The organism is Martelella sp. (assembly GCF_984369615.1).
The window spans coordinates 1-8,778 of the sequence record NZ_CFHTCS010000181.1 but is presented as its reverse complement, the minus strand read 5'-3'; the positions used below and the strand labels follow the sequence as shown (position 1 = coordinate 8,778).

Below are 8,778 nucleotides of genomic sequence, written 5' to 3'. Positions count from 1 at the left end.
GCAGGGCGAACTGGTGCGCCTGTCCGATATCCGGATCGACAATGCCTCGGTCTACTATCTGGCGCTGTCGCAGCACGGCATGAACCGCCGCGCCGCAATCGCGCTTGCCGACTGGTTGGCCGAACGCAACCGCGGAAGATGGAAGCCTGCAGACAGCCGACGACGGCGATCCCGGCAGGCAGACGCTGATTGACGCGGTTTCCATTGCTTCAGCGCGACTTTAGTGGTCCAATTGCGCGGGATTCAAATCGAGGGAAACGGTGCTCATTTCTCGCGATCCCGCAAACAAGACGGCCAGGTTGTTGATTGACCAGCTCTGGTGCGTCTCGGACCCCGAGGCGTCTGGGTTCGAGACAGTGCTGCCGTCGGGACGGTGCCAGATCATCTTCAGTCTTGCCGGTATGTCGCTTCTGGATGGCGCTTCGAACGGCCGACCATTGGCGGTGTTCCAAGGGGCATGTCCGACCCCGTTGATTTTCATTCAAGACGCGCTGCGTCACGTTGCCTATCTTGCCCGGGTGACAAGATAAAAGCGGAGCGAAAATGCAGGGAAAAACAACACCAACGACCGTCTTTACGCGCCTGATCTTTCAGGATGCCGATGCCGCCGTCGCATTCTGTCAAGCGGCATTGGGCGCCGAGACTGTCATTCCGGTCAAGGACCGCCGGGACGGCAAGCGAGAAGAACATGTGCGCGATCCATTCGGCCATCTGTGGATAACGAGCCAAGGGGTGACGGTATGAGCGTGCGGCGTATCGTTGCGAATGTTGCCGCAGGGTCGGTTCCGGAGGTACAGGCATTCTATACCGAACTCTTCGACCTCGACCTGCTCATGGATCTCGGCTGGATCGTCACCCTCGGTTCGGATCTGACGGCCAAGACGCAGTTGAGCATCATGAGCGAAGGCGGCTCCGGGGCGCCGGTTCCGGACCTTTCCGTGGAAGTTGACGATGTCGACGCGGTGTATGCCCGCGCCGCCAGGATGGGCTGCGACATTGTTTACGACCTGAGGGACGAGGCGTGGGGCGTCAGACGCTTCTTCGTGGCCGACCCAACCGGCAAGCTGATCAACATCCTCTCGCATCTGGCGTAACGACCTGCGAGGCGCCAGTCCGGTGTCACAGGCGCGCCCGGCGACGCTGCGCAGACGTTGAGGACTCTTGAGCGAGAACCGGGAGCTTCGTCAGTCCGATGCGATATTGCGCAAGGCGCAGCAAGAGGGGAAATGGCGACCCCTGCAGGATTCGAACCTGCGACCGTCGGCTTAGAAGGCCACGACGAATCCCCTTGAAAGCAGGGGCTCTGGACAATCTAGCTGTAAACTGCTCTTTGCAGAAACATTGGACTTTTTGTAGGTCGTGTAAACCAGATTGGCCAGAAATCCCCTACCCTTTTCGCGCGTCCGGACAGAGGGGACTTGCCGCGAAAACGACCTTATGCAGGCGATCCGTTTCTGCCCTGTCATGAACACGGGAACTTGAAGGATGCGAAATCGCCTCTCGCCCCCTCGCTTTGTCGGCCATTTGGAAATTTGGATTTGAAAACACCCGGTTCGGAGTGCTAACGGACTGCCAACCTTTTCCAAGCGGTTTCCTGCAGGTTTTCTCGCCGGTTTCCAGCACAGCAAAAGAGAATCCGATGGCAGAACATGTCTCCGGCCTGGCCGAGCGACCGGTTGCTGAAACCGGCTCGCCGATGGTCAGCTTTGAAAATGTGACCAAGTCCTTCAACAGCCGTGAAACCGGCAGGAAGGCTTTCAGAGCACTCGACAATATCAGCTATAGTGTCCCGCGTGGCGTGATCACCGGGATAATCGGCCGCTCGGGCGCCGGCAAGTCGACGCTTGTGCGCCTGGTCAACGGTCTTGAACGTCCGAGCGAAGGCCGCGTCATTGTTGATGGCACGGATGTCGCGGCGCTCGACGAGGTGGCGCTTCGCTCCGTCCGGCGCTCGATCGGCATGATTTTCCAGCACTTCAACCTGCTGTCCTCGCGCACTGTCTATGACAATGTCGCCATGCCGCTCGAGATCGCGGGCATGGGAAAGCAGGAAATCAAAAGGCGGATCGAGCCGCTGATCGACCTCGTCGGGCTTTCGGAACGCACGCGCCATTATCCGGCGCAGCTGTCCGGCGGACAGAAGCAGCGTGTCGGTATTGCCCGCGCGCTGGCCTCCGAGCCGAAATTGCTTTTGTCGGACGAGGCAACATCGGCGCTCGACCCGGAAACGACCCAGCAGATTCTCGGTCTCCTGAAGACGATCAACCGCGATCTCGGCCTGACCGTGCTGCTGATCACGCATGAAATGGAAGTGGTCAAGGCCGTCACCTCGCGCGTCGCGGTGATGGACAAGGGCCAGATCGTCGAGAGCGGCCGCACCTTCGATGTCTTCACCGCGCCTGAGCACGAGACCACCCGCTCGATGCTGGCGGCACTGCCGGGCGGCAGCCTGCCGGATTGGATCGGCCGCCAGGTAATTGCCGACCCCAAGCCCGGCTGCAATGCGCTTATCCGCCTGCGTTTCTTTGGCGAGACTGCCGACCAGCCATTGGTCTCGCGCCTGATGGCGGTGCTCGGAAGTCCGGTCAATATCATCGCCGGTACAGTCGACGAGATTGCCGGCGAACCCTATGGCACGCTCTATGTCGCCTATTCGGCAGATCCGGCCGTGATGCGGAAGGCGGATCAATTCTATGCCCAAACCGGTCTGAACGCGGAGGTCGTCGGCTATGTCGCCTGATATGCTTATCTCTCTTCTGACCAAAGGTACGCTGCAAACGCTGCAGATGGTCATCGTTTCCGGCCTGATCGGAACCGCGCTCGGCCTGCCAATCGGCATTTTCCTGGCGACCAGCGGCAAGGGCGAACTGCTGCAGGCGCCGATGCTCAACCGCATCGTCGGCCTGATCGTCAATGCGACACGGTCCACGCCCTTCATCATCCTCGTGGTCGCGATCATTCCGTTCACGCGGCTCGTCGCGGGCACGTCGATCGGCACCCAGGCGGCGATCGTGCCGCTGACGGTCGCCACGATCCCGTTCTTCGCGCGTCTGGTCGAGAGTGCGATCCGCGAGGTCGACAAGGGGTTGATCGAGGCCGCACGCGCCATGGGCGCGACGCCGATGCAGATCGTCATCAAGGTTCTGCTGGCGGAATCGAAGCCCGCCATCACGCTCGCCTTTACGCTCACCATCGTCAGCCTGATCGGCTATTCCGCCATGGTCGGCGCCGTCGGCGGCGGTGGTCTTGGCGATCTCGGCATCCGCTATGGCTATCAGCGCTTCATGCCCGGCGTCATGCTCGCCGTTGTCGTCGTGCTGATCGTGCTGGTGCAGGCCATCCAGAGCGCCGGCGACCGTCTGGCGCGCAGTTTTGACAAGAAAAACCGGAGCCAGTAAGGCCTCCGTCGGAGTGGCCTACGATGTGAATGCCTGGACCTATGCGTTGGCAAGAAATTGCGCCAACGGCCCAACTTTGGAAACCGGATTTCTTCAGAACCATCCGGCTGCTCGATAGATCGATAAAATTACCAGGAAACACGGCGCACCGGCGAAACCGGTGCGCCGGCGTCAAGGACAATAGAAATGAAACTCGCAACCCCATTTGCCGTACTTGCCATTGCATCCAGCCTTGCCGCTGGGGCAGCCCTTGCCAAGGACACGATCACCGTCGGCGTCACGCCCGGTGCGCATGAGGAGATCCTCGAAGAGGTTCAGAAGCTTGCCAAGGAACAGGGCCTTGATGTCGAGATCGCAACCTTCAGCGATTACGTCGTGCCCAACCAGGCGCTGAATGACGGTGACCTCGATCTCAACAGCTTCCAGCACGTGCCGTATCTCGACAACCAGGTTGCCGATCGCGGCTACGACCTGAAAGCCGTCGGCAAGACGATCATCACACCGATGGGTATCTACTCCGAAAAGGTCGAAAGCGTCGATGACATTCCGGAAAACAGCCGTGTGGCGATCCCGAACGATCCGACCAATGGCGGCCGTGCGCTGCTCCTGCTGCAGGCCAAGGGCGTCATCAAGCTTGCCGATGGCGCCGGCCTGAAGGCTACGCCGCTGGATATCGTTGAAAATCCCAAGAACATCGAGATTCTCGAACTGGACGCGGCACAGCTGCCGCGCGTTCTCAATGATGTTTCGGTCGCCGCGATCAACACCAATTATGCGCTCGATGCCGGCTTTAACCCGATCGAGGACTCGATCGCCATCGAGAGCCCTGACAGCCCCTACGCCAACGTAATCGTCGCACGCACGGAGGATGCGGGCGCCGACTGGGTCAAGCAGTTCGTCGAAATCTATCAATCCGATGAGATTCGCAGCTTCATCGAAAATACCTATGGCGGCGCGGTCGTCCCGGTCTTCTGACCAGACCGTCATGAACGGGAAATGTCTCTGCCGCACAGCGCCCGGCTTTCGCGGTGAAAGGCGTTCCCGCAGCAACGACCGTCTCTCGCCGAGGCAGCAATCATATGCTCCCTCGGCGAAGCTTTCAGAGGTGGGTTCTTCTTTGACAAGGCCGTGGTCGTTAAGGCTCCATAGATACGCCGCAGATGGGCCTCGCGACACGTGGCCTGAGCATTGGCCGTCGATCAACCGGCGGCCTGATCATTGATTTGGATTTAGAACAGAGGAAGGTTTCGGTCTCGGTGAATATCCTTGACATCCAGAATGACGACCTCGCCCACGGCCTTCTGCTCGCCGCTGCCGATCGTGTAGTCGAACTTCACGTCGACGAACCGAAACGCCGAGAAGTTCTCGCGCACCTCCGGTCGGTCATTCAGCGACAGGATAAACCGGCCCTTGATCCCCGCGAGGCGCTCCGCCATTTCGGCAAAGCCGGCGCGCTTGGGCCCAAGCTAACTCACGACTATTTGGAATCTCAGATAACTGAGAGATTGCCTGTCATTATAAAGTCCGTACCGGATGTCACGCTCGCACGAATACGGATGACGCTGAGAAATCGAGCCCGGGAAAAATATTGGTGGAAAGCGCGGCTGCATCAAAACCGAACTGTCGATACAGCATCGCCGCAGCCACCTCACGAATGTCACCCGTGGGCATTAGGTCACGATTTGCATAAAGTTCGCCGTCACCGACACCTGGCCACTGCCCCATGACCCGTCCACCCGGAAAGGCACCGCCGGCGACAACCGCGCACCCTCCTGTCCCGTGATCAGTTCCACCGGTACCGTTCTGACGCGCCGTACGCCCGAACTCCGTCATTGCGAGAACCACCGTTTTGCTCCACGCAGCCGGGCCCATCTCGCGCCGCAGGGTCATTATTGCAGTCGAAAGATTATTGGCCGATCGAGCGAAAAGGTCGGACTGGCCGGCATGGGTATCCCATCCATTGATCGAAAATGCAGCAATCCGGTAATTTTCTCTCAGAAAACCGCCCGCCAACCTCGCCAGCCCTTCGGTCGAGGCCTCGATCTTTTCGCCTGCGAAAATTTCGTCGGCGCTCATGTCTGCACTTCGAGCCTGCCGGAATGCGCGGGCAAAGTCCTTGTCGCGGGAATAGAGCGCCTCAAAGAACTGGATCTCATCGGCTGCAATCGGCACATCGGCTTTCGGCGACCACATCTCGGCATCTTGTTCGCCCTGAAGTATGAGATCCGACTCTGATGCGACGTCAATAGCCCTGAGGCGGCCTTGCTGCGATAGTCCGATTGCCCTGTTGAGCCACCCATCTTGGCCTGCCCGACCGTTTCCACCAGTCTCCAGAATGTCCTGTCCGTCAAAATGGCTACGGGCATTGCGATAGGGCGTCGAAACTGCGTGAACGAAGCTCAGTTCTCCACGCCTCCACAGCGGGTAGAGGTCTCGGGCCGCCGGATGAAGACCGAAATAGCCGTCGAGATCATAGAGCCCGCTGTCCGGCGTCATCGCGAGTTCGGGACGCAAGACACGGAAGGCAGGATCGCCATAGGGCTGAACCAGATCAAGCCCGTCCATGGCCCCACGCAATATGATGGCTACAAACCTGTTGTCGCCGTTGCCCTCAGCAAGGGCAAAGCGCGTCGTCAGCGGCATCGCAGCAAGAGAACACGCACCGCCAAGTAAGGCTCGCCGTGTAGGATTGAATGTAATGGACATCGCATTACTCCTAGCGAAGGTTGAACTCCGGTGAGGCCAAAACCAGGGTTACAGCGGCCATCCGGTTCGGTGCCCGCTCCACGAGTGTCTTGGTATTCTCGGTCAGTAACGGTCCGAGAGCATGCTCGGCCAATAGGGAAGGATCAGGGGCTCTCCCGAATTTGCGAACGATGTTTCTCGCAATGACGATACGCCCCGCCAACTGATTTCCATTCACCCAGCTTGCTCGGCCGCTTTCAAACCCCTCAGGACTGGGTGGGTCCCAGACAGGCTGGCCCAGTCTTTGCAACCAATAGCTGACCAAGTTTCCCAGCTTTCGGTCAACAACAAGTGAGTTCCCGTCTACCCCCAGCGCTCGCAGTGACGAAACAACGTAATCGAAAGGTTGCTTGATATTCTGAGGCGGCATAGCAAGTGCTTTCGACGCCGAAAGCATCGCCTCATAAACTGCCAATAGATTACCGCCTGTCCGCGTCCAGACCGCAATCATGTTCGACACCACGTCAGAGGGAGGATTTTCGGAAAGAAAATAACGCGCTAGCTTGCCGCTGATATACCGAGCAGTCTCCGGTCGTGTCGCAAGGTCATCAAGAAACATCTCGATCTCGACGATATCGTCCCTCTCAGCCCCGTACGATTTATCTAAGATAGAAAACGAACCCGGCTCCGCACGTTTGCCGTCGAAGATCGTTCTTGCGGCAATGCGATCAACAGTGAGGCCCGTGAGAAGAAATGCTGCTTGACGCACGTCCGTCTGCGTGTAGCCGGAGCCGGCACCCATCGTGTGCAGTTCCAGCAACTCGCGGCCATGATTTTCGTTCAATCCACGTTTTCCGGCCCGAGCCGAATTGGGTCCTACAGAAAGCCATTGGTCGAGATAGAAGAGCATTGCAGGGTGCAAGGTTGCCGATTTCAGCAGCGTGGCAAAGTTGCCGTCCAGGTTGGGACGTATCGCCTCCGCCTCGAAGAGCGGCGTGAAAAGCCTCATATCTTCGTTTTTTCTAAACGACACAGAGAAATGGTCCGTCCAGAAGCTCGAAAGCCGTTCACTAAAGCCATTAGGAGAGGCTACAGACTGAGCGATCCTGGCGTTGACATCCTCACGAAAACGCTGGTTGTTATCCTGACGAATGGCTCTCAGCGCATCGCGCAACAGTTCGCCCTCCAGACTCTTTCGGGCATCGCGTCTCTTGTTGAATGTCCGGATCGCCCGTTCTCTGACGGCTTGGGCTCCCTCGCATGGAAACAGCAGCACTTCCGACTTCGCAGAGCGCAGTTGTCGTGCGATCCCTTCCGGGGTGCTGGGCGCGTTTTCGCCTGGCCGGAGCCCATAGCCGAACCGCACCGCCGATATAGCGGATTGCCTAGATATCATCGTACTCTTTTATGTTTGCTGCGGTTTACTAAGCACGACGAGATCAACAGTAGCTTCAGCTCAAAGCTCTTGCCCGTCATGCAATTCGTATTCAGCAACTTACATGCGAATTGCGGAAACAATGTTGCAATAATAGGACCGTTGAATGACCAAACCGACACCGACCAAATCGTATAGCACTCAACGGGACGATGTCGTAGTTTCAGTTCTGGTGAGCCATAGGCCGTCAGATACCCAGACGGAAAAAAGCCGGTGAAGTGTTCGCTTCACCGGCCCTAGATTTTCGCAAATGAATGTAATCCTAGATTGACGTCGATTTCTCATCCCTTATAAGATGCACCCAACTTCGACTGGGGGCTCCAAATTGAACAAGCGTCTGTTTCGTTGCAGTTGTCACTACTCTCTGAAGCTGGGGGCAACGAAATGCCCCTACTGTTTTCGCTCAACGCCGATTTATAACCGCATCTGGTTCTGGTACGCCGGAATACTCGGCGCGGGGGGCTTCCTCTTCGCCGGCATCAGAATGGCGCTATGAGCGCCGAACGTCGTCCGGGCATGATCAATAGAGACAAACCCAAGCGCCGCCGTCATAAGAGAAACAACGAACTCGACAGGGCGATCGCCATAGTCAATCTCGGCGGAGATATTCGAGCTGCTGCAGCGGCTACAGGGTTACCTGAAACCCAGGTTCAGCAGGCCTGTGAGCTTCATCGGTTGCGGCAACTTACGAAGAGACCTCGACGTCACAAGTAGTCCTGCAGACTTCACCGGCCCCACGCTAAGACACAGACTGCTGGAAAGGCCTGTCCTTCCGGTTGGATGCTGACTACCCGCCCTTCAGCGCCTTGAGCACCTGCATCAGCCCATCCGAGAGCCACACCCCAAACCCGGTCCCGGCCATGGCGGCGCCGAGGATATAGCCGCGGCCGATCTGCTTGATCTTCTGATATTCTGCGACGAACTCCTCGGTTTCGCCGATCCGCTTTGACAGAGCCTTGTTCTGTTCGAGCAGACGTTCGTTCTGGTGCTCGACTGTGTTCAGCCGGTCGTGAATTTCATCATTGCCGCTGCGGTTTTCGTCCACCTTGCGGATCAAGGCATCGAGCTTGCCCTGAACCTCTCCCAGATGACGCGCGAGATCGACCGTCATGCCCTTGCCCTCGTTATTTGATGATTGCGCGCAGCCCGGCAACGCCCGAGCCGACATAGAAGACCCACTGGATCATGTTACCCGCCCAGGCATCGAGCGGGGCGGGATAGGCGGCGATCGTCCAGGGCTGCGCATAAATGCAGTCCGGG

General features: G+C 58.2%; 10 protein-coding genes. 6 read left to right on the top strand and 4 right to left on the bottom strand.

Annotated features, from left to right (window positions below):
- The 6 genes from AC5DC2_RS14435 to AC5DC2_RS14410 form a co-directional block, all read left to right on the top strand.
- Positions 1-193: hypothetical protein (locus tag AC5DC2_RS14435; protein WP_491698972.1), on the top strand; the 193-nt coding region annotated here is incomplete at its 5' end.
- 350 nt (positions 194-543) lie between these two features.
- A complete protein-coding gene (locus AC5DC2_RS14430) occupies positions 544-744 on the top strand; it encodes a VOC family protein (protein ID WP_152534612.1) in 201 nt (66 codons plus the stop codon).
- Complete coding sequence (locus AC5DC2_RS14425; RefSeq protein ID WP_024709502.1) at positions 741-1,094, top strand: VOC family protein; 354 nt, start codon at positions 741-743, stop codon at positions 1,092-1,094. The genes AC5DC2_RS14430 and AC5DC2_RS14425 overlap by 4 nt, the downstream gene beginning before the upstream one ends.
- 602 nt (positions 1,095-1,696) lie before the next feature.
- The gene (locus AC5DC2_RS14420; protein ID WP_491698973.1) at positions 1,697-2,740 is read left to right on the top strand and encodes a methionine ABC transporter ATP-binding protein; all 1,044 of its coding nucleotides are present in this window, start codon (positions 1,697-1,699) and stop codon (positions 2,738-2,740) included.
- On the top strand, positions 2,730-3,398 hold the full coding sequence (locus AC5DC2_RS14415) for a methionine ABC transporter permease (RefSeq protein WP_272211544.1): 669 nt from the start codon (positions 2,730-2,732) through the stop codon (positions 3,396-3,398). Before AC5DC2_RS14420 ends, AC5DC2_RS14415 begins: the two co-directional genes overlap by 11 nt.
- 186 nt (positions 3,399-3,584) lie before the next feature.
- Entirely contained in the window at positions 3,585-4,373 is a 789-nt protein-coding gene (locus AC5DC2_RS14410) for a MetQ/NlpA family ABC transporter substrate-binding protein (RefSeq protein ID WP_491698971.1), read from the top strand.
- A gap of 254 nt (positions 4,374-4,627) precedes the next feature.
- On the opposite strand, the gene AC5DC2_RS14405 is transcribed toward AC5DC2_RS14410, so the two are convergent.
- The 4 genes from AC5DC2_RS14405 to AC5DC2_RS14390 form a co-directional block, all read right to left on the bottom strand.
- Positions 4,628-4,834 carry a hypothetical protein gene (locus tag AC5DC2_RS14405; protein WP_491698970.1) on the bottom strand — a complete coding sequence of 69 codons (207 nt, stop codon included), beginning with the start codon at positions 4,832-4,834 and terminating at the stop codon, positions 4,628-4,630.
- 100 nt (positions 4,835-4,934) lie between these two features.
- Entirely contained in the window at positions 4,935-6,104 is a 1,170-nt protein-coding gene (locus AC5DC2_RS14400) for a DUF1501 domain-containing protein (protein ID WP_491698969.1), read from the bottom strand.
- A 10-nt stretch (positions 6,105-6,114) separates the two neighbouring features.
- Entirely contained in the window at positions 6,115-7,479 is a 1,365-nt protein-coding gene (locus AC5DC2_RS14395) for a DUF1800 domain-containing protein (protein WP_491698968.1), read from the bottom strand.
- A gap of 826 nt (positions 7,480-8,305) precedes the next feature.
- The gene (locus AC5DC2_RS14390; RefSeq protein WP_491698967.1) at positions 8,306-8,629 is read right to left on the bottom strand and encodes a hypothetical protein; all 324 of its coding nucleotides are present in this window, start codon (positions 8,627-8,629) and stop codon (positions 8,306-8,308) included.
- Between the last annotated feature and the right edge of the window lie 149 nt (positions 8,630-8,778).